19 protein-coding genes are annotated in these 20,403 nt (G+C 65.0%); 15 read left to right on the top strand and 4 right to left on the bottom strand.

Annotated elements, in window-relative coordinates:
• Positions 1–27 precede the first annotated feature (27 nt).
• Both F0U60_RS12595 and F0U60_RS12600 read left to right on the top strand, forming a co-directional pair.
• Positions 28–1,023, top strand: coding sequence for a helix-turn-helix domain-containing protein (locus tag F0U60_RS12595; RefSeq protein WP_395818517.1), 996 nt, complete (start codon positions 28–30; stop codon positions 1,021–1,023).
• Between the two features lie 237 nt (positions 1,024–1,260).
• Complete coding sequence (locus tag F0U60_RS12600; RefSeq protein ID WP_395818520.1) at positions 1,261–1,965, top strand: hypothetical protein; 705 nt, start codon at positions 1,261–1,263, stop codon at positions 1,963–1,965.
• A 331-nt stretch (positions 1,966–2,296) separates the two neighbouring features.
• Here F0U60_RS12600 and F0U60_RS12605 read toward each other — a convergent pair whose 3' ends face one another.
• Complete coding sequence (locus F0U60_RS12605; RefSeq protein ID WP_395818523.1) at positions 2,297–2,683, bottom strand: TipAS antibiotic-recognition domain-containing protein; 387 nt, start codon at positions 2,681–2,683, stop codon at positions 2,297–2,299.
• 127 nt (positions 2,684–2,810) lie between these two features.
• Complete coding sequence (locus F0U60_RS12610) at positions 2,811–3,827, bottom strand: hypothetical protein (protein ID WP_395818525.1); 1,017 nt, start codon at positions 3,825–3,827, stop codon at positions 2,811–2,813.
• Positions 3,828–4,028: 201 nt separating this feature from the next.
• Between F0U60_RS12610 and F0U60_RS12615 the strand changes: the two genes are divergently transcribed.
• On the top strand, positions 4,029–5,063 hold the full coding sequence (locus tag F0U60_RS12615; protein ID WP_395818527.1) for an alpha/beta fold hydrolase: 1,035 nt from the start codon (positions 4,029–4,031) through the stop codon (positions 5,061–5,063).
• Between the two features lie 267 nt (positions 5,064–5,330).
• Complete coding sequence (locus F0U60_RS12620; protein WP_395818531.1) at positions 5,331–7,733, top strand: hypothetical protein; 2,403 nt, start codon at positions 5,331–5,333, stop codon at positions 7,731–7,733.
• Positions 7,734–7,938: 205 nt separating this feature from the next.
• On the opposite strand, the gene F0U60_RS12625 is transcribed toward F0U60_RS12620, so the two are convergent.
• Positions 7,939–8,307 carry a phosphopantetheine adenylyltransferase gene (locus F0U60_RS12625; protein ID WP_395818534.1) on the bottom strand — a complete coding sequence of 123 codons (369 nt, stop codon included), beginning with the start codon at positions 8,305–8,307 and terminating at the stop codon, positions 7,939–7,941.
• 30 nt (positions 8,308–8,337) lie between these two features.
• On the opposite strand from F0U60_RS12625, the gene F0U60_RS12630 reads away from it, so the two are divergent.
• A complete protein-coding gene (locus F0U60_RS12630; protein ID WP_395818537.1) occupies positions 8,338–9,150 on the top strand; it encodes a helix-turn-helix domain-containing protein in 813 nt (270 codons plus the stop codon).
• Between the two features lie 197 nt (positions 9,151–9,347).
• Here F0U60_RS12630 and F0U60_RS12635 read toward each other — a convergent pair whose 3' ends face one another.
• The gene (locus F0U60_RS12635) at positions 9,348–9,944 is read right to left on the bottom strand and encodes a sensor histidine kinase (RefSeq protein WP_395818540.1); all 597 of its coding nucleotides are present in this window, start codon (positions 9,942–9,944) and stop codon (positions 9,348–9,350) included.
• A gap of 571 nt (positions 9,945–10,515) precedes the next feature.
• Between F0U60_RS12635 and F0U60_RS12640 the strand changes: the two genes are divergently transcribed.
• From F0U60_RS12640 to F0U60_RS12685, 10 genes are all read left to right on the top strand, one after another.
• Positions 10,516–11,943 (top strand): hypothetical protein, encoded by a 1,428-nt coding sequence (locus F0U60_RS12640; protein ID WP_395818544.1) that lies wholly within the window; start codon positions 10,516–10,518, stop codon positions 11,941–11,943.
• 7 nt (positions 11,944–11,950) lie between these two features.
• Complete coding sequence (locus tag F0U60_RS12645) at positions 11,951–12,565, top strand: hypothetical protein (RefSeq protein ID WP_395818546.1); 615 nt, start codon at positions 11,951–11,953, stop codon at positions 12,563–12,565.
• A 138-nt stretch (positions 12,566–12,703) separates the two neighbouring features.
• On the top strand, positions 12,704–13,042 hold the full coding sequence (locus tag F0U60_RS12650) for a transposase domain-containing protein (RefSeq protein WP_395825214.1): 339 nt from the start codon (positions 12,704–12,706) through the stop codon (positions 13,040–13,042).
• Between the two features lie 243 nt (positions 13,043–13,285).
• Positions 13,286–13,693, top strand: coding sequence for a hypothetical protein (locus F0U60_RS12655; protein ID WP_395818549.1), 408 nt, complete (start codon positions 13,286–13,288; stop codon positions 13,691–13,693).
• A 48-nt stretch (positions 13,694–13,741) separates the two neighbouring features.
• Positions 13,742–14,137, top strand: a complete 396-nt coding sequence (locus F0U60_RS12660; protein ID WP_395818552.1) for a hypothetical protein — start codon at positions 13,742–13,744, stop codon at positions 14,135–14,137.
• 600 nt (positions 14,138–14,737) lie between these two features.
• Complete coding sequence (locus tag F0U60_RS12665) at positions 14,738–14,980, top strand: IS630 transposase-related protein (RefSeq protein ID WP_395818555.1); 243 nt, start codon at positions 14,738–14,740, stop codon at positions 14,978–14,980.
• Positions 14,981–15,252: 272 nt separating this feature from the next.
• Positions 15,253–15,612 (top strand): transposase, encoded by a 360-nt coding sequence (locus F0U60_RS12670; RefSeq protein ID WP_395825216.1) that lies wholly within the window; start codon positions 15,253–15,255, stop codon positions 15,610–15,612.
• 153 nt (positions 15,613–15,765) lie between these two features.
• The gene (locus F0U60_RS12675) at positions 15,766–16,488 is read left to right on the top strand and encodes a hypothetical protein (RefSeq protein ID WP_395818557.1); all 723 of its coding nucleotides are present in this window, start codon (positions 15,766–15,768) and stop codon (positions 16,486–16,488) included.
• 782 nt (positions 16,489–17,270) lie between these two features.
• The gene (locus F0U60_RS12680) at positions 17,271–17,921 is read left to right on the top strand and encodes a hypothetical protein (protein WP_395818560.1); all 651 of its coding nucleotides are present in this window, start codon (positions 17,271–17,273) and stop codon (positions 17,919–17,921) included.
• Between the two features lie 484 nt (positions 17,922–18,405).
• On the top strand, positions 18,406–20,307 hold the full coding sequence (locus tag F0U60_RS12685; RefSeq protein ID WP_395818562.1) for a helix-turn-helix domain-containing protein: 1,902 nt from the start codon (positions 18,406–18,408) through the stop codon (positions 20,305–20,307).
• Positions 20,308–20,403 lie beyond the last annotated feature (96 nt).

Below are 20,403 nucleotides of genomic sequence, written 5' to 3' on the forward strand. Positions count from 1 at the left end.
GTCGCGCAGAAAGAGGCCCGGTACCCCTTGACGACGCCCCCACTGCCCATTGCCCGCTTCTCGACGGAGGCACTGCCCGAGGCGGAGCGCTTCGGGGCGTGGCACGACGCCATGTCGGCGCTGTACGAGGTCTCTTCCTCCACGGACGCGGCCCGGGGCCGGTTCCGTGCCAGGGCCACCTGCATCCAGCTCGGACCGATGATTCTGGGCACCATGCGCGCGGATGCGCTGGCGTACGAGCGCTCGCCCGCAAGAATCCGCTCGGACTCGCTCGACCATTTCATCCTGGGATTGGCCGACGGGGAGGTGCTGATCCAGGACCTGGGTCAGCCGCTGTCCCTGCCGATGGGGCCCCTGTCGGGCGCCTGCATTGTCCTGCCCCGGAGCATGATGGCCCAGGTGCTGCCCGCGACCGAGACGCTGCATGGTGCCCGGCTGAAGGGCGGAATGGCGCGGTTGCTCCTGGAGCACACGCAGTCCCTGATTCGTGCCGCGCCTGCGCTGACGGCCAGCCAGGCGCCGCAACTGGCCCGCGCTACCCAGCAGGTCATCGCGGCGTGTCTGATGCCGACACGGGCGACCCTCGATGGAGTCCGGCCACACCTCCAGGCCACGGCGCTGGTGCGCGCACGGCGCTTCATCGAGCGGAACCTGACGGAGCCGGATCTCTCGTCGGCGCGAATCAGCGCGGCCGTGGGCGTCTCGCGCTCGGTTCTCTACGAGCTCTTCGCGCCATTCCAGGGGGTCGCACGCTACATCCTGGGGCGTCGCCTTGAGCGCATCCACTCCGCCCTGGCGGACCCCGGTGAGCACCGCCGTATCGCGGACGTCGCATCGGAATTCGGGTTGATGAACGAGGCCCACTTCAGCCGGGTCTTCCGGAAGCGATTCGGCTATGCGCCAAGGGAGATTCGTGGCACGGGGTTGGGAAGGCCGGTGCAGCCCCGTGCTCGGGGCGCAGGCGCCGAGACCAGGTCTCAGCGCCTGGAGTTCCCGATGTGGGTCGAGCAGCTGCGTGAGTAGACGATCGGCCGGCTCCTTCCGACGGCCGGCGATGACCAGCGGCAGGTCCGGGTGCCGCTCCCGCAGCAGCCCGGCGAGCCGGGCCCCCACCACGCCATAGCCTCCCAGCAGCACGACGCTTCCCTCGGACTCCATTTCGCGCTCCAGGTCCCTGCGCGGCACGGTCGCGCCCGTTGAACCTTTATTTCACGCCAATCGACCGTGGGCCTCGGCAAGACCAGAGGCATGATGCACTTCATGCCCCCCACTCGACTCGAAGACCTTGGCCGGGAGACGACTTTCGCGGAGCTCCACTCGCGCCTCCACCTTCACCCGCGGGAGGCGGAGCTCTGGGACCTCGAGCGCCGCCCCAACGGCCTGCCTCACGGCAAGCTTCGCATCATCGACGGGGGCGTCGACGGTTCCGAAGACATCGACACGGGCAAAGGCCCCTATGTCGTCCTGGTCGACGGTCCCCTCAAGACGTCCGGCCACCTCAACCTGTGGACCTACGAGTATCTCCCCGGGCTTGTCATTGTCCGGGGAGACCTCCAGGCGCGGACGCTCTCGTTCGGCAATGGGGCGCGGGTCTTCGTCGAAGGCTCGGTCTTCGTGGACGACTGGCTCTTCGGCCAGTACGGGGACCACAACGCCGTCCTCAGCGCCACGGGCGGGCTCAGGGCGAGGGCGAGCTTCCTCGACACGCACACCTTCATCTACTCGGACGGAGGGGTGCGTTCGCTGCTCTACGCGTCGCGCGCAGGCTGGGAGACGCTGGAGCCGGACATCGAGAACGAAGGGGAGGGGAACGGAACAGACTTCTTCGACCCGGCGGTGCTCGACCGCTATGGCGACCTCGACTTCGAACTGGCCATCCAGGCCGCCCTCGAGGGTCGGCCCCTGTTCCTGCCCGGTGTCGAGGAGCGCTTTCCCGCCCGGTTGACCTCACGAAAGACGAAGTAGGGTTCCGCCGCCCGCACCTCCCTTCCACCGCAGAGCGCGGCCTGCCTGTGATGAGGTTGCTGAAAGCCGCGCGCGGCCAGGCGCAGGGCGTCTCTCGGCCCATGGCGAGGAAGGGGGCCCAGTAGTACGGTCGTGCTACCCTGGCGGGCCCAAGAGCGAGTCAGCCGGGCGCGATCCTCGACCAGTTCGCCCAGGCGGCTATGGCCGAGATCGAGCGGCGGGAAGGGGACGAGGGCGAATTGCGGACGGCGCTGCAGGCGTGCCGGGCGCCCATACCACTGCCACGGTAGCGGCCAGAAAACACGGCCACGTCATACGGCCATGCGGGCACTCAAAGTTCACTATGCGCGTAGACAAACATCGCCTCGCCTAAAAACTCTACGAGGCGCGGGTGGTAGGCGTCGTGGAACGCCTTCATGTCAGCGTTCTCCGCATAGAAGAGTGCAGTGCCCACGTAGGCCTGCCGCGACGCGGGGTAGAAACGGGCCGCGATGGCGTAGTGCCGCGCAATCAGCTGCTGGACTGCGGGTGAAGACGGCTCGCTGTGGTCAATGAGCGGTACCAAGTCACCGTAGAGGCGGTGGAAATCTTGGTGCGCCTGAGCCTTGTCTACGTGGGCCCATTGGTCGGTGGCGGTCAGCGATGCAGCCTGCTCTCGAGCCTGTGCATCGCGGCATTGCTGAAGGTATTCGGGGGTAGCGCTGAGCCGTAGAGTCATAGCCGCCCACCGTAGTCGGCTCCCCGGAACTGGCGACAGTGGAAATTGAACGGCGGGCGGGCGCGGGGAGCAGTTGCTGGGCGCAAGGTGTTGAGGCTTACGCCGCCACAGCCAAGAATGAGCACGGCTAGGTGACGAGGCGCCCCGCGCGGGCGAGCCGGAGCAAGCCGGCGCGGGCCTCGGACCACTGCCGCGTCAGCGCCTCGGACGGCTCGCCCAGCCTGCTCACCGCATCGAGCAGCGGGAACGTCGAGGCCGGCGCACGCGGGCTGGGCGAGCGATCGGCCGTCGGGAGCAGGGTGGTCTTCCCGGCATGGGCCTGGCGCTCGACGCGCACGACGCCGTCGGGCCAGCGCTCGACGAGAGCATTGACGACGGTGGCGACCGCGGCCTCCGGCAGCCGCTGCTCGGTTGCCTCGGCCCACCGCACCAGGACGGCCAGTCCGCGCAGCACGTCGTAGAAGTAGAAGCGTGGGAACGTGAGCGCGCGCCAGGCCACCGCCGCACCGCGCTCCTCGGCGTTGTGTACGGTCCGCGAGCCGTGAATGAGGGCACGGTCCATCAGGAAGCCACCGGCGCGAGTGGCAAAGGCGCGCTGCTCGCTCGAGCCGGCCGCGCCGAGCAGCATGGCCTCGAGCGGCGGGACAGTCCCGACCATCGAGCTGGGGCACTCGCTGGTCTGGAGGTACGCGGTGTTGTCGCAGTTGAGGCCGCCATCGGCCATCTGGTAGCGCACGAACCAGGGTTTGACCCAGGGCAGTGTCCGCTCGACGTCGATGCCGCACGCGGCGAGCACCGGGTACATCGTGCCGAGGGCGCAATGACAGGCACTGTCGCGCTGCATGTCCGCACCCGGAGCATCGCTCGGGTGGATCGGGAAGAGGTGCAAGAGCCGATCGATCCTCGCGGCCATCGCCGCGGAGGTGCGCGAGGGGATCTGGCGTGCTTCGCCGAGCTCGTGGAGCAGCAGCATGTGCCACCACGGGGAGTTCCACTTGGGCCAGTACGGATCGCGCTCGATGCTGTGCAGCGCGGCATCCGAGCCGAGGTAGGCGACGGAATCGGCGACCCCCCGCTCGACCTCCGCGCTCCGGAGTGGGGTGGGGCTGGGAACGGCGGCAAGCTTCTCGAGATCGATCGTCATTCGTGGCTCTGGTCCGAGAGGCCTCTTAACGGGGGAGCCGCTCCCGGGCGAGTGATATTGCATAGCCCCTTCCGGGCCCCCAAGGGATCGCAGGTTCAAATATTGTCTCCCCGACCCTTGAAGCCAACCCGATCCCATCACCGCAATGGAGATGGGCATGCGCACGTAGAGGAAGGACAGGAGCCAGGAGCTCACCCACCCATGAAAAGACTACTCGCCTCCCTCGTCTGCGGCCTGTCGCTGTCCGCCGCTGCTCAGGAGCTCCCTGCCCGGTTCGATTGCCCTGCCGGCGGCGCGCCGGTGCATGAAGCCGGCTATGTCCAGATCGGCGGCATCCCCCAGTGGGTGACCTTCGACGGCGCCGACTGCCGCAAGCCCGCGGTCCTGGTCATCCATGGTGGCCCCGGCAATGCCTTGAGTCCGTACGCCAGCGCACTGTATGGCGACTGGGAGCGCGACTTCATGCTCGTCCAGTGGGATCAGCGCGGCGCTGGCATGACCTTCGTGAAAACCCGCCCGGCGGAAGGCGACAAGCTGACCCTTGAGCGCATGACGCAGGACGGTCTCGAAGTGGCTGCCTTCGTCACGCGCCGGCTCGGCCAGCCGCGCGTCATCCTCTTTGGCTCGTCATGGGGTTCCGTGCTGGGCGTGCACATGGCGCTGGCCAGGCCGTCCCTGTTCAGTGCCTACGTCGGTACGGCACAACTGGTGAGCCGCGTCGAAGACGGCCGGGCCTCGTACGAACAGACGCTGGCCGCGGCCAGGGCCGCCGGCGACCAGAAGGCGCAGGCCATCGTGCAGCAAGTGGGACCACCGCCGTGGACCGACCCGCGCAGCTTCGGCGCGCTGCGCCGCGTCACCCGGCAGTACGAGCGCGCGCGCACCGAGCCGCCCCGAGCCGAGTGGTGGAAGCTGGCGCCCTTGTATGCTCCGCATGCAGCGGCCTTCGACGAAGCCGACGACTGGTCGTACCTCCAGGCGGTCGGCATGAAGGGCGACGGCATGCTGGAGGGCGTCGATCTGCCGAAGCTCGGTACGCACTTCGAGATGCCGGTCTATCTCATCCAGGGGACCGAGGATCTGGTCACGCCGACCTCCGTCACGCGCCGCTACTTCGAGCGCATCACGGCGCCGCACAAGGAGCTGATCATGGTGCCGCGCACCGGCCATGATCCGAACCCGCCGATGCTCGCCGCGCAGTACCGCGTGCTGAAGAAGCTGGCCGCGAAGCGCTAGCGGCCACCACATGGGCCCCTGGAGCTTCCCAAGGGACTCCAGGGTCCAGGGCGGCCTGGGCCGGCGTGTACCCCAAGGGGCTGCGCGGCTTCTCCACCGTGGCGACTCGAAGGCACGTGAACGATTCCGGTAGCCAGCCGTCGGGGTGAGCCACATACTCGGCTTCGCCGCAAGGCTCGCCACATGGACGCGCACCACACTGCGAGGGCACGCGCTGTCCCATGAAACGGGGCAGGGCCGCCTGTCCCTCGGAAGGGCCCCACATCCATGACGTCTCATCGCTCGCGCCTGTCGCTCTTCGCCGCTCTCGTCTTCAGCTCCGTGGGCTTCATCGTTACGCTCGTCGATGCCCTGCGTACGAACGCCATGGGCCTACTGGCGCCCGCACCCTGGGTGTTCCTCGTAGCAGTGCTGGCCCTGGTGCCCGTCATCGCCAGGCTCGCGCCGCGTGCCCGTCAGGAGGGCGCCTTCTCGCTCTCTGGAAAGAGCTGGTGGCGCATCTCGTACGGCGGCGGCGCGCTGGCGGGCGTCTGGGCCGCCTTCGCGGTCTACTCCTTCCTCACCAAGGGCAACTGCGACGGCGGTATCTGCGGCCTCTACATCATCTTCGCTCCCCTGGCCTTCGTGCTTGCGTTCGCCGCGGCGGCGCTGGTCCTCGCGGCGGGACTCGGCGCGCTCGCGCTGCTGAAGGGACTGCCATTCCCGGCCTCCCTGCTGGTGTTGGTGGCCTCAGCGGGCCTGGCGGGCTCCCTCCCCACGCTCGGCAGCATCGCCGAGCGAGCGCTGGAGGACTGGACGAGCCCGTCGCACTGGTACACGAAGCGGCCTCGGGTCTTCCCAGACTGGGGCATGCCCGCCGCGAGGCAGGGTGGGCCGGCGCTTCATTCCGGGGAGTGGCAGCACACCCTCACCCTCGGGAGGCCCGGCCTGACGACCGCGGAGGCTCCGACGGCGATGGCCATCTCCGCGGACGGGCGGGTGCTGGTGATTGCGGCCGGCTCCCGGCTCCACCGCTGGGACGTCTCCTCCGGCGAGGAGCAACCGCACGCTCCGCTCGACGGACCGGCCCGGGTGCTCGCCCTCTCACATGACGGCGGCCTCGTGGCCTATGCCCAGTCGGGGCGGCTGCTGCTGCGGGAGCTCGGCGAGCGGGGGGCCTCGCAGCCCAGGGTCCTCGCGGACGAGGAGGACTCCTTCGAGGCGGTGGCGTTCTCGCAGGACGGCTCACTGCTGGTTGGTGCGACCGCCACGGGAGCGCTGGTGGCGTTCCGCCCCGGAGATGCGAAGCCGCTCTGGACGCGCCCGGCGTTCTCCGCGCCCACCTCCATTGCACTCGCGGTGAGCGCGGATGGCGAGGCGGTGTTCGTGAGCGCCAGCGAGCGCTTCGAGCTGCTCTGGCTCGACGGCGATGACGGCGACCTGGTGGCACGACACCCGCTCGGCGAGCTGCAGCCGCCGTCGCTCGCGGTCATCTCGCGTGACGGACGGAGCATCCGCGGGCTCACCCGCGACGGCGTCATCGAGTGGACGCCGTCGGAGGACGAAGGCCCGCCCACCCTCTGGCCGTTTCCCTCCGACTGCCTCGCGCTGGAGACGCTGCTGTCTCCCGACGGGGAGCGGCTGCTTCGCTGGTGCGGAGACGTGCTGGTGCTATCCTGGGTCGATAGAGCGGAGCTCCAGCGGATCCACGCGCCGACTTCCTCGAAGAGCGGGCCGCCGGCAGTCTCGGCGGTAGGCCCCGGAGCGCGGTGGGCGGTGATTCGTGGTGCGCTGGTGGACCTGAGCGCGAGCAGCGTGACCGGCGAGGTTGCGCTCGGCGTCGGCCACACGGCGGAGATAACCTCGATTGCCGCAACGCCCGAGGGGACGGTGACCACCGCGGCGGACGGGACCCTTCGTGTCTGGACGCCGATGGGGAACGAGCGCGCGGTGGTGCAGGAACTTGGTGAGGCAGGCGACCTGCGGGTGCACACCGCCGGCGAGGTGGTTGCCCGGCTGAAGGACGGCCTTGCCCAGGTCCTCCTGCGCAGCGAGGTGGTGGTGAAGCGCGTGTTCCAGGCCCCTCCGGAGCTGCTCAATCCAACCATCGCGCTCTCGCCGGATGGCAGCCGTGCGGTCATCTCCGGAGCGCTCGACGCATCCACGTGGGAGACCCTGGTGGTCTCCGCGAGCGGGGAGCTCCTGTCGCGGTCGAAGGGTTCGAGGGGCGTCCTGGTGCTCGACGGAGGGCTGCTCGTGTCGTTCGACGGCGTCCAGGTCGTGGCGTTCGACCCGTCAACGAAGCAGGCGCGCTGGACGCGGCAGCTCGCCACTCCCGGTGACCCGAGGAGGGTCAACGAGGTCACGGATGTGCGCTCGAGCCCGGACGGCAAGGAGCTGTGGGTGACCCGGAGCCTCAGCGCTCCGACCCGCCTCGCCTCGAACACGGGAGAGCCACTGGGGGAACTGCCCTTTCCGCTGCCCGCCGCGAGCGCTCCGGATGGCTCGGCCCACGTCACCCTCAGCGAGGGTGCCGCTGAAATCCGGGATGGAACGGGCGCAGTGAAGGACCGGCTCGACTTCGCCCTCCTCGGCGACAGGCCGACAGCCGCTGCCTTCGCGGCGAATGGCCGGGAGCTCTGGATTGGAACCGGGAGGGGCCAGGTGTTCCGGTTCGCTCGAGCCGACTGACGCCCACCACGCGCACCATCCAGGGCCCCGCGGGCCGGCTACGCAACTGCACCGTTGTCATCAGCGTTGCCTCGTGATGGCTGACCCTGATGTCCGGCCAGAGTTCATCGACTGCACCATTCAGGCGAAAGGCGAGTTGAAGAACATGCGCTGGGTGAGGAGGGGCTTAAAGGGTGCGCCGCGCAATGAGTGACGTCCCAGGGGTTCACCCCAGGATCGCGGCCACGGCCAGCAGCACCAGGGCCACAACGTCCACCGCCGCCACGCGCCGGAGCTCCGCGGTGAGCCCGGGCATCATCAGGTACAGCGCCAGGAAGCTCAGCTTGCTCAACGCCGCGAAGGCGAGGGCCGGAGGGCGCAGGGCGGGCACGAAGGCGGCGACGCCCAGCCCCAAGCCGACACATGCGAGGAGCACGGCCCGGTGGCGCATCAGCAGGACCATGGGGGCACCGTCGACGCCAACGCCGTACAGGGCTACCATCCTGTCGGGGAGCAGGGCGACGACACCGGGGATGAGATTGACCACGCCCACCGTTAGCAGAATCAGTGTCGCGGCCAGCGCCTTGATGTCCATGTCGCAGCTCCCTCGAGGGTGGTGAAGCCCATGTCCTACGGCACCGCCGCGCCCCTCCGCTTTCAAGAACCAGCTACGGCGACACCCGTGGTGTACGTGTCCGCGGTCCGCTCCGCCTATGTCGGCCCGTCGCTGCGCCTCGCGCCCCACCGGAACGCGGTGGCCTGTGTCGCGCTCAGCCTGGACGCGCCCTTCACCGTGACGGTGGGAGGAAGCCGCCACGAGGCCCACTCCGCGCTCATCCCGCCCAACACGCTGCACCAGCTGACGGCCGAGACCGGCGCCATCGCCTTCCTCTACCTCGACCCGGTGGACACCGCCGTCGCGGGAGGCCCGGGTTGGCGGCGACGCACCCGCGGCGGCGTGTTGTTCGAGCACGCAGCCACGGCGGAGACGGTGGACACCCTGCGGAAGCCGGGTGCTGCGAAGGCTGCCGCGGGACGTCGCGTCCTGGAGGCGCTGGGAGAGCTGGTCGAACCCACGAGCCCCCTCGCCGACCGGCGAGTCGCGTCGGCGCTGAGGAAGCTGGAGCGGGTGGTGGAGGGACTGGATGCGGCGGAGTGCCGGCTGGACGGGGTGGCCGCCGGGCTGAAGCTGTCCACGTCCCGGGCCCAGCACCTGATTCGAGAGGTGACGGGCGTCCCCTTCCGTCGCTACCGGACCTGGGTCCGCATGCGGGTCGCGGCCCGCACGCTCGCCGGGGGTGGAACCCTGACCGAAGCCGCCCACACCGCCGGCTTCTCCAGTGCCGCCCACTTCAGCACGGCCTTCCGCGCGATGTTCGGCCTGCCCCCGTCCGCCCTCGTCTCGGCGGGGACGCGCTTCGTGGTGCTCCCCGCCTGAACCGGTCAGGGCGCCTCATTCCGCAGCTCAGTTGATGTCCCCCTCGCGTGCCCGGTTGTCCCAGGCGGAGTGGAGGGCTCCACCCAGAGTGCACCGGCATGGCGCACAGCTGTGAAGCGGTCCCCCAGAGTTGGTCCGAATTTGGTCCGACAAGAATCGACTTGGTCCCCCAAGGCTTCTCTCCGCGGTCCGCCTGATTAGAGGGTGGACTGGCGGGCCATCGCCTTCGGGAGCGTCACGGTGAAGGTGGTGCCGGCTCCGGGCTGGCTGTCCACCTCCAACGTGCCGCCGTGCTCCTGAACGATGCTGGATACCAACGCGAGCCCCAGCCCCGTTCCCTCTCCAGGCTGCTTGGTGGTGAAGAAGGGCTCGAAGATGCGCTGTGTCAGCTCGGGCGGAATCCCATGGCCCTGATCCACTACGCGCACGAGCACCTGCTCTCCCGTTTCCTCGGCGAAGAGCTCTACCCGTCCGCCCTGGGGCGAGGCGTCGATCGCGTTGGTGATCAGGTTCACGAACACCTGCTCCAGCCGCTGCGGATTGCCCACCACCTCCAGGCCCTCGGGGCAGTGGCTCACGCATGTCACGTCGGCGCTCTTGCGGCCCAGGCGTGAGAGATGCGCCGCCTCGGCCAGCAGCGGTGACAGCATCACCCGGATGTCGGGCACGCTCTTGCCCTCCGTCACTCCCGCGTGGCTGAAGGTGACGAGCGCCCGGACAATCGCGTCGATGCGCCGGGCCTGCTGGAGGATGAGCTGCACCCGCTCGTGGATTTCGGCCTGGGAAGGTGTCATAGGATTCGTTCCGACACCTTGCTACCCTACGCGTCGTCTGGCACTTGGCTCCGGTCACCCGGCCCGGCCCCGTTAGAGGCTGCCGCCAGAGAGAAGCCAGAGCGGGAGGAGTCAAAGCGCTCCACTCGCTACCTCGTCAAGACCGTTCCGGGAGTGGCAGCCGGAGCAGGGGCAGTTGCTGTAGCCGTACGCCCGGGAGGTGCTGGGAGAGAGGCTCCTGGCGTGCTTCTTCGTCAGGTCAGACGCAAATCGTCTCCTTCTGGGCCTGGGCGGGACCCGCCCCCTGTATGGTTGTCTGTCCTGTTCCCTACTATTCAAGGCTGTTCCACCTGGAAGAAAGGCCAACGTCATGGCGAAGGCGTTTCGGAGCCCTGGGGCGGGGGAGGGCATCAGTACGCAGCTCGAGGCTCGGCTGAGCTCACGGTGCCCGCCTCGATGGGCCCCAGCAGGCGCCCTCTTCCTTATCGTCCTCTTCGTCCATGCCGCGTGCGTGACGCAGGCGCCCACGGCAAGTCGAGGAGCAGGGGGCGGCCGTTCGGGGCAGCCAACAGTGGTGAGCGAAGTTCGCTTGGTGCCGAGAGCTCTACAGCCGGTGGTCGTCGTCTACACGAACGTCCTAGAGGCGCACGGTAACACCCGAGTGGTGGCCCTCACACAAGCTGAGTATCAGCACGCGATGCAGCAACTCGGCCACCGCTTCCAGGTGAGGGGGGCGCCCCAGGAGACCGCCCAGGAGCTGCTCCAGGCCTTGCCGGAGGAGGAGCTACTCGCAGAGGTGTACCGCGATAGGGCGCTCACGCTGGTGCCACTCAACGACAGGGGGCCACTTATTCCCGTGGCCGATGCGGCACTGAAGGAGAAGTACCTGCGGTGGTGCCAGCCGCGCGGTGGTGGCGACTGCCTGGGACTCTTCACGGATGGTCCTTACCTGCGTACGGATGACAGGCGCACCTTGGCCTTGGCCCTCTCCTTCGGCGGGGTGTTGGACGAGACGCGAGCGGCCCTCGGGCGGGAGCTGAGCCCGCAGGTGCTGCTCGCCTCTCTTGTGTGGGCTGCGAGCCTGTACCTGGCGCTCTGGCTACTCCCGGAGCCGACCACGAAGGCAGTGGCGGCTGCGCTCTCGGTGGTGCTACTGGCTTGGTTGGGTGTGGACGCCATGTGGGGCCTCATGGACGGGTGGGCCATCATGGCGCACCGAGCTCACGAGGCCACCACGTTCGAGGAATTGCGCGAGGCGGGCGAGGCCTTTGGCCGGGTGATTGGGACGGACACGGCTCGGGCCCTTATTCTCGCGGTGGCCACCCTCAGCGGACGGACTCTCGGCGATGTGGCCAAGCACCTGCGAGCGCTGCCGAGATTCAACCAGGTGCAGGCGCAGTGGGCAGTCCAGGGCATTGAGGGCTCCGTGGCGGTGGCCATGGAGGAGGCGGTCGCGGTGGAGGTGGTGGTGGAGGAGAGCCGCGCTTTCGTCGTCCTCTCGTCCTCGCGGGCCTCCATGGCGGTCAACGTCCTGGCCCGGAGTGGAGGTGGGGGCGCTGCTGGAGGGCACTCGGGCTCCGTGGTCATCCAACACCGCGGCGGCAACAAGCAGGTAGTCCTCAGTGGCGGCGAGCGATGGCACCTCCCACGCGGCAAGAGCTACAAGGACATTCCGGCAGAGGACCGGCTGGGCGACCAACTGCAAGCGGCCGTAAAGGAGGAGGCTGCGAAGTGGTCCCGTGCCGAGCTCTCGAACTCAGAGAGCGAGGCGATCCGCGTCATGCGGAAAAAGGGCGACGAGCACTGGGCGAATTTGCTGGAGCGGCAGGCCCGCGGGCGGTGGGTGGAAGCTCGAATGAAGGATCGGTTCCCGGAGTTGTCTTGGAACAACCGAGGCGTCGATATCACGGGCCCGACAGGTCAGAGCTTTCACTACGAAATTCTGTCTGGTACGGAGTCGAACTTCGCTCTGCACGGGCGCCGGATGGCGAGCACCTTCTTCCGCATGATCTTCTTCTGAGGGCCGCGTGACTCCCAACATCCACTATAAGGACCGCGAGATTGTAGGAGAGCGGCTTGAGCTGCCGGCGGGCGCCCTCTACTGGCTCGGCCCCAACCTGACGTTGCGCAACTGCACCGTTGTCATCAGCGTTGCCTCGCGATGGCTGACCCTGATGTCCGGCCAGTTCATCGACTGCACCATTCAGGCGAAAGGCGAGTTGAAGAACAAGCGCTGGGCGAGGATGAGCTTCAAAGGGTGCCACTTCAAGGGCCGGTTTACAGGCAACGACTTCGGTTTCCGTGAGGACGATCTCGACAAGTGGCGGCTCGGCGGAATTGAGAACTGTGATTTCTCCGAGGCCCGGCTTGACGGCTGCCGGTTCTACAACTGCGACATGAGGACGATTCGGCTGCCCCGGTGGCCGTGTTTCACCATCCTGGAGCCGGTGCAGCGCGCAGCGGAGTTGGCCCGGCTGAAATGGCCGGGCCTGTTTGGTTCGGTGATCATCGAGGGGCTCCCGGAACAAGAGGTGTGCGTGGTGGCGGTGGCGTACCACGCGCCCTCCGTTGCGGAGCGGCTGGACACGACGGCCGAGGAGCTCCGCGCGGTCCTGGAGCGGGTGCCGCGCGTCGTCATGTAGAGGCGTACTCTCCAAGCCGCCATAGCCAAGAGGCTACAGGCCTTTGCCGCGCACCTCAGAAGGGCGGCCTGGGCAGGGGGCCCAACGGGAGCTGGGACTGCACGGCCGCTGCATCGGCCTGGGTGCGTGTACACGCTGGTGGCCACGTGCGTGCTGGCCGGGGTGGAGCCATGGGCGTACCTAGCGGATGTGCTGGAGAAGCTCGCCAGCGGCTGTCCGCAGCGCCGCCTCGAGGAACTGCTGCCGCCCATGTGGAAGGTCGTGCGCGGCTGCCGCGCAGATGCCTTCCACCTCTCCTGCTGCGACTTGAGCGCTGCCCCTCCCCATCGGGAGGCTGGCAGGCGACGCACCCGTTATCACATCTGCTCCGCCTCTCTGCACCGCTCCGCCGAGTGGATACCGCCCTGGTGGCTTCCCCACTGCCCAGAGATTCGCCTACCGCACACTAGTGGCCGCCATGAGCCCGAGCGCCGTTGACCCGGGTTGAGGGGTCGCCCGAAACTTTCAATCTCGACAAACCGGACAGTACCGGGGCGCACTCTGCCTCCTTCGGACCCGTCCACTCAGCCACGGTTGAACGGGAGTGCAGGCAGGCAACGCAGCGAAGCGCTGAGGGACAAGGCAATGCACCCAGCAGGTCTAACGCGATTGATGGCGCTGCTAACGGCAGTTGCGGTGGCAACCCTCGGATGCGCCCACACGCAGGAGCCGGAGCGCAGGATGTACCTGATCGCCGAGGACGCAAGCAGCATCGACTTTCAAGAAGATGCACCCGGGATCGGCGGCGCTGGGGCTGATGCATACTGCAACGAGCTACAAAAGCAGTGCTATACCAAGTGCATGAGGCGTAAGCCTGAAATCCCATCCATCGAGAAACACTCGGGCAAACATAAAGAGCACTGCACCACGAAGTGCCTCAACGAATTCATGGATTGCATCAAGAAAATGGAGGAACTGGAGAGACAGGAAGCACAAAGCAAGAAGCTTCAATTCCCAAGTATGAGCAAAGCGCTCGACTGGCTCAAGGCGCACACTCCTGAGGCACCCCCCGGAACCTATGTAATCGTGGCCGGAGTAGGCTTTGTTATTGCGATAATCGGCGGCGCGCTCTTTCTTGTTCCCATCTGAGCCAAACGTCGCCTCCAAAAACAGAAACGCGAAAGGCTCGGCGCCACCATGCCCTACATTCCAGACTTCGACACAGACGCAATCCTCAGCGCTCTTAACGTCATCAGCCAGAAGCATCCGGAGGGCTCCCCGGAGAGGGACGTAATCGAACTCGCGCAGATCGCATTGGTCTACCCTCGCCACATCCGGAAAGAGGATGACTTCCGCAGGTTCTACAAAGAGTTCTTTGAGCCCTCATTCAAGCTCAAGGTCTCCCATGAGTTTGCAACGCGGGAGGATGCAGACAAATGGCTTTCCAGCGGAAACGCGAAGGACGCCGAGCGCGTCAGAATCGCCGGCAAGGGTTTCATGGTCGTTCAATTGCCAGGAAGGCTAACGTTTATGAGCGCACCTCTTGAAGACGAAGAAGTGGAGGAGGGCGAATCGGGGGAGAATTCCGAGTAGGCGATTCAAGCTTACGGGAATGTCACCTTGCCGATGCAACCGTGCACCCCTCGGCATCCCATAGCTTGAGCGGGTCTGCGGCCCTCCTCGGCCCCTCTGCACCACCCCACCGCCCTAGTTCTCTAACCGGAGACTGGGAGTACCTACTCGCTTGGAAGGCTCCAATACGAGTGGTCAAGGAGAAGCCACTTGAATGCGTCAAGAGAGTTATTGAACTCTACTCCCAAACGCTCGAAACCGAGGAACTTTCTCGTTTCTCGATGAGTTTAAAATCAGCCTCTTCAGTTGAGCAGGTTCTACGGGGGTTCGGAGTTCAAGGTCCGATTGGCAAAAACACCCCACTCCATGAAAAGTTCCGAGTGCGGCATGGCATTGATCCAGGAGCGACAGGCAACATCCAACCGCATCAGCTTTTCGAGGATCCCCGCATCCTAATGGCGTGCGAGGACTTCCTTCGGATTGATGCTAAAATTCCTGGATCAGATCGGATATCGGGCTGACAAAATTAATCAATACCATTCTTGCATGTACGATGTTTCATAGCGCCCCTCAATTGCGTTGAGCCTACCTATTTGGTTCGATGTGGGCTGGAGGTGCGACATGCCCCGGCCCTACTCAACTGACCTGCGCGAGCGTGTTCTTGCGGCGTGCGAGCGCGGACTGACGATTGAAGAAGTCGCCAGGCAGTTCGAGGTCGGCACAGCCACCGTGAAGCGATGGCGCCAGTTCCGACGCCAAAGAGGTTCCGTGGAGCCGGCGCCACATGGCGGCGGCAAGCCTCCACGGGTAACAGTCATGGGCTGGAACTGGTGTCCCAAATCGTGCGTGAGCGGCCCGACTTGACAATCGAGGAGATTGTCGCTGAGTACCAGGCGCGCACCCGCATGCCTATCTGCGCAGCGGGTGCGGTTGCTGCGAGCGGTGTTTCTGCTGCTGGTGCACTTCATCGACCCTTCGCGCCTGGTCTTCCTCGACGAGTAGGGTAGCCACATCGCCATGACCCGGGAGTACGCCCGGGCACCGCGGGGTGAGCGAGCTCATGATTGTGTCCCACGTATTCGTGGCTGTGTCCTCACATGCTGGGTGCGATGGACTGCCGTGGACTGTGAACCTTGATGACCATCGAAGGTGCCACCACTGCGGAAGTATTCGATGCCTTCGTTGAGCACTTCCTGGTGCCCGAATTGAAACCCGGCGATGTCGTCGTGCTCGACAATGTAGGAGCACATAAGCCCGTGTACATCAGGCAGCGCATCGAGGCGGCAGGAGCCTTTGTTCTCTTCCTGCCGCCGTACTCGCCCGACCTGAATCCGATTGAACTGTGTTGGAGCAAGTTCAAGCACTTGCTCCAGCATGCCGAAGCGCGCACGCGCGGTGAGCTCGATGATGCAATCGCCGAAGCCATGAATGCAATCACGCCACACGACGCAATGGGTTGGTTCCGGCATTGCGGGTATTGGGCTAAACCCGACTGAGAGGCGCTATGACACCTTCTCGCCCCTTCTCGCCTGCAGGAGAGGAGCTTGGACAGAGATGTCCAAGCCGCTTTATCAGGAAAAACTTTTATTTCGGAGTGAAAGTGATATGTTACCCAGGTGAACCATCCCTCCCCGACGCAGGAGCTGCGCGTGAAGAATCGTCTGGTCGTATTGCTTGCTGGGCTGTCTCTCGGAGTGCTCGCGGGTTGCGGTGCGGTGTCGCAGGAAGAAATAGAGCTGGAGACGGACACCGCGGGCCTGGCCTCGGTGTGCGGCGACGGCTACTGCAGCACCGCCAGCGAGAACAGCGTGAATTGCCCGGTGGACTGTGGCAGCGCTGCAACCACGGTGCTCGGCCGCTTCTCGCGCTGGTGCGGCAAGGTAAACAGCCACACAGCCCCGAGCGGGGCCTGGACGCCGGACTCGGACTGTACGTCCGGCTGCAACATCGGTGGCCTCGCGTACTGTCAGAAGTTCTGGCCCGGCTCGGTGGCCATCCGCCAGGTGCCTGTCTCCTCGAAGCCCGCCAGTGCATGGGCCAACGCCGGCTGCTACCCGGCCAACGACGAGTATGACGGCAGCGACGAGTTCGAGTGCCTGGGCGCGCCCCGGGTGGTCGGCCGCTTCTCGCGCTGGTGCGGCAAGGTGAACAGCCACCAGTCGACGGGTGGGGCCTGGACGCCGGACTCGGACTGTACGTCCGGCTGCAACATCGGCGGCCTCTCGTACTGCAGGAAGTTCTGGCCCAACACGACCAGCATCCGCCAGGTGCCTGTCTCCTCGAAGCCCGCCAGCGCGTGGGCCAACGCCGGCTGCTACCCGGCCAACGACGAGTATGACGGCAGCGACGAGTTCGAGTGTGTGGTCGACTGACCTCGAAGCTCCGCTGAAGTGAAAGAAGGGAGAGGGGCACCCGCCGGGTCCCCCCCTCCCTTCTGTGTTTCCTGGATGCTCGTGCCGTGGCGCAGGTCCTCCAGCGGGTTCTTCTCCAGCACCAGCAGGTCCGCCAGCTTCCCCTGCGTATAGGCAGGAGAGAGGCCGTGGCATGCCTGCCTAGGCCGCCCTCCCATGAGGGGTGCGCCAGGGGCACCAGGTCTCTTGGCTTCGAGGCGATACGTCGCTATGGCCTCGGCGACTCGCCATCGGGCTTTCTAGGACCGAGCACCAATACGGGAGGAACTCCCCTTCAGTGTCCCGCAGTTCTCACCCCAGGTGTTGGGATCTTCGTCCTGTGGAAACAAGACAGGCGACTGCATCCGCCTGCTCTCGATGACAGTGCGGGGCCGACGCACGCGCGGCGCGAGGTGGGCGATCTGGTAGGCCGTGCGGAACCGTGAAGCCGAAACTATGGTGAGTGGATGAGCGAGCTCAGCGGCATGGTTGTCCCGAGGCAGGACGGGTCGGTCGAGCGCCCCGATGGTCGTGTTCTTCTCTTCAGCCCGGAGCGGTTCGAGCGCGACATCGCGAGGGGCGATTGATGCTTCATCTGCGGCGTGAGGCCTGGGGGACAGGTCACCTTCAACGACGAGCACATTCTTCCTCGGTGGATCCTGCGGAGGTTCGACCTGTTCAAACAGCAGATCGAACTCCCAAACCGCACAGGATACACGTACGGCCAGTATACGTTGCCGTGCTGCGCTCCCTGTAACTCGCGCATGGGTGAGGTCTTTGAGACCCCCATCAGGGAACTGGTGGAGGGTGGGCTGGAGAGAGTGGGTCAGTACGTTGAGACGAATGGCACGCACCTCATCTTTTGCTGGCTCGCCCTCATCTTCTTGAAGACCCACCTAAAGGACTGGCGCCTTCCACTGCACCGGGATCGCCGCAGCGGGGACTTGCGCAAGATTGGCTCTGCGTACGGCCCGGTGAGTCTTCAACACATTCACGTTCTGGCCCGCAGCTTCTTCACGGAGTCAATCATCGAGAAGGGGGCGATGGGCTCCCTTCTTATCCTTCCGGCTGAACGTGCGGATGAGATGTTCCGCCCATTCGATTTTGCGGACTTCTACGGCCCCAACTCAATCCTCCTGCGCCTGGATGACGTCTGCTTCGTCGCGGTGCTCGATGACGGATGCGGGGTGAATAACTTCTACCTGGAGCATATCCAGAGGGTGTCTGCACCCTTGCTGCCCGTGCAGTTGCGCGAAGTCTTGGGCGAGATGTCGTGCATCGCCGCGAACCTGAAGGAGCGGCCCACGTTCCATTCCAGGTTCGAGGGGAGCCGGCACATCATCGGGGCGCAGACGCCCGCCCGTCCCGAGCTTCGCAACCCCCTAGTGGAGTGTCTTACAATTAATTCGACATAGTCGTGGGGGCACGGGCTCTGCCCTGGCGAGGAGCCCAGGCCACTGCGAATCAGCCTCGGCCCCTCTATGTGGGAAAACTTGTAAGACAGTCCACTAGAGCCGCCCCTCAGCGAGCTCATTTACGCGATCGTGCGTAATCACCTGCCGCTCATGCCGGGTGGAGAGGATCTCGCAGAGCGTGTGCGGGAGGGTCGCTACACCTTCTGGTTCGGACCTGACGGCAAGCAGCTCAGGCCTGTTGCCGCTCGCGGGATGGAAACGGGTTGACTTCCACACTTACGTGACGGCGTCTGAGACGACCGAACACGCGCCCGCCCCCCCGCTGCCGCCAGACTTTCGACGGCTGCGCCGCATATTGCGCACCATGGATAAGCTCCAGCTTGCTACCTTCGCGCGCATTGCTGATGCGCTTGCGGTCTATAACCCGAAGCGGCGGGACTCCCAACGCAAGGCACAAGAGGCCACGACCTGATAGGAATGCCTTATGGAAGATGACCTTCTACAGAAAAGACTCGGCGAGGCAGCCCGAACCACACGCGAGGGGCTCGGGCTCACTCAGGCTCAAGTGGCGCAAAAGGCTGGCATGAGCCCAGCGGTCTATGGGCGGATCGAGCGCGGCGGAATGATGCCGAGCGTTCCGGCACTGCGAAGGCTGTCGGTCTCGTTGGGTATTTCCCCGGCTGCGCTCCTGGAAAGGAGTACACCCTGGACCAAGTCCGGGAAGACTTCTGATGGCCGTCGTGTCCCGTCACTTGCCCTGGTACTCGGCCAGGGCCTTTGCGTAGAGAGGACGCTGAGCAAACTCCACCCAGGAACTTCCATTGACTTCGACCGGACAGTTCCTCCCCTCTCTGAAATCGAGGGATTGTTTTTTATTAAACCAACAAGTAGAATTGAGAATCCACCCGCGCACCGACTCAAGCATTTCAATTCTATGAGACAGATTTCATACGCTCTGGTTACGCTGTTGGTTGTTTTTGTTTTTGCGACTAGGTCTTTTGCGCAAACAGCAGTGATTGACTACCAGAGTTGGATGCCTCCATCGTCATGCAACGTATTTGCGAGCCCCAAACTTGTTTCGGGAATGGTTCATGCCACTGTTGTTGGGGAGCCTTCCTATAGCTCCATCAACCACAGCATTGTTCTCGACTGCAAAGATAAATGGAACGGCTTCCCAAAGGGATCGGAGTATCAAATTGACTTTGATTTTAAGCAAGGTCATTCTTACAGGATAATTATAAATGCTGTTTCGATTGGTGCTGATTTTCCGCCTCCAAGCCTCCGATTGAGAATAAACAGCGGCTCGAACGGCAGCAATTCTCTTGCGCAATGCGATGGTCCTGACCAGATTGATACATTTTCTTCTGGCTTGGCCCAGCAGGTAACCATCAATTCCGGAGGGTTTCTTAATTATTCTCTGCAGTTCACCGCGCTCCCCAGCGCGCAAAGCAAAATGCTTGTTGCGGCCATTCCTGAATCAAATGGCTATGCGACTATTCTTATTCGAAGTATTATCGTCGAACAGATTGCTCCACAGCAATTCACCTTCGCTGGGCAGGCGCAGGTCCTCTCCAGCTTCGGAAATGACTATTTGGATCCGGGAAGTGCGCCCTTCCTCCCAATCACTGGGGACTGGAATGGGGATGGCAAGACTGACATTGGCCTGAAGGCGAAGGATGGTCGCTGGTTCATCGCCACCAGCACCGGTTCCGGCTTCACCGGACAGGCGCACGTCCTCTCCAGCTTCGGAAATGACTATTTGGATCCGGGAGGTGCGCCCTTCCTCCCAGTCACTGGGGACTGGAATGGGGATGGCAAGACTGACATTGGCCTGAAGGCGAAGGATGGTCGCTGGTTCATCGCCACCAGCACCGGTTCCGGCTTCACCGGACAGGCGCAGGTCCTCTCCAGCTTCGGAAATGACGATTTGGATCCGGGAGGTGCGCCCTTCCTCCCAATCACTGGGGACTGGAATGGGGATGGCAAGACCGACATTGGCCTGAAGGCGAAGGATGGTCGCTGGTTCATCGCCACCAGCACCGGTTCCGGCTTCACCGGACAGGCGCACGTCCTCTCCAGCTTCGGAAATGACTATTTGGATCCGGGAGGTGCGCCCTTCCTCCCAATCACTGGGGACTGGAATGGGGATGGCAGGACCGACATTGGCCTGAAGGCGAAGGATGGTCGCTGGTTCGTCGCCACCAGCACCGGTTCCGGCTTCACCGGACAGGCGCAGGTCCTCTCCAGCTTCGGAAATGACGATTTGGATCCGGGAGGTGCGCCCTTCCTCCCAGTCACTGGGGACTGGAATGGGGACGGCAGGACCGACATTGGCCTGAAGGCGAAGGATGGTCGCTGGTTCATCGCCACCAGCGTTCCTAAGTAGTCCGAATGGCTTCCGTTGCGTCTAGGGCGCGGTGGCAGATACACGCACCGTTGCGCTAAGCGCCCGGACATTAATTCTGTCTACCTGCGCCGTCCC

The sequence above is a fragment of the Archangium minus genome, assembly GCF_044360475.1.
Classification (GTDB): Bacteria; Myxococcota; Myxococcia; order Myxococcales; family Myxococcaceae; genus Archangium; species Archangium minus.